The following is a 781-nucleotide window of genomic DNA, read 5'->3' as shown; positions in this document are numbered from 1 at the left end:
CTAGGTTGTGTTGATCTTTCATTTGAGCCAAAAGAGAGCACTGACGAGATAGAGAAAACTCAAGAAGTTCCTGGCCAATTTGTCAAAACGAGAACATAGATGCCGGTACTGCTTTAACTTATGAAAAAAGCATTCGATTAAATGCCTCTCTTGATACAGATGCTTGTCATAATGCCGCTGCGTCTTTCTATTCCTTTTAGGCGGAATAACCGCTTGAGCTTCCCCTATCTTCTCAATCAACTTATCCGCATCATATCCTTTATCCCCAATTACTTTGGTATCCTTTCTCTGCCAGCCCTCTATCAATTCTTCCCCTTGAGTAATATCGCTCTTTTCTCCGCCAGTTATTCTCAATTCCAGCGGATTTCCCAACCCATCTACACTCACATGAATCTTGGTGCTGTATCCGCCTCGGCTTCTCCCCAAAGCTTGCTCCCCTTTTTTCCGGCAGCACAGGAGTGCGCTCGAACCATGGTTGAATCAATAATGAGATGCTCTAAATCAGGGTCGTCAATAAAATACTTGAACATCCGTTCCCACACTCCAAAACGACTCCACCGGTGGAATCTTTGATAGATGGTGTACCATTTGCCATATCCTTCTGGGAGGTAGCGCCAAGGAGCACCGGAACGGGCTATCCAAAGAACTGCTTCAATAAACTGTTTGCAGTTTGCTTCTTTCCCAATGTTAACTCTCTCTTCTGTCTGTAAAAAAGCCAATATCTTCTGCCATTTGTTTTCATCTAAAAAAACCAACTTCATCCTCTTTCCTCTATAAATTA

At 43.0% G+C, this 781-nt stretch carries 1 protein-coding gene; it reads right to left on the bottom strand.

The genetic code is table 11. The annotated features are described in order from the left end of the window. Positions 1–18: 18 nt before the first annotated feature. A protein-coding gene (locus NW838_RS06495; RefSeq protein ID WP_148202668.1) for an IS5-like element ISSoc13 family transposase occupies positions 19–761 on the bottom strand; the annotation gives its coding sequence in 2 pieces (ribosomal slippage) (positions 19–443 and positions 443–761; 744 coding nt in all). Positions 762–781: the final 20 nt, after the last annotated feature.

It is taken from the genome of Synechococcus sp. R55.2 (assembly GCF_047462075.1).
Classification (GTDB): Bacteria; Cyanobacteriota; Cyanobacteriia; order Thermostichales; family Thermostichaceae; genus Thermostichus.
The sequence above is the reverse complement of the archived record's forward strand: the minus strand, read 5'-3'. Positions and strand labels throughout refer to the sequence as shown.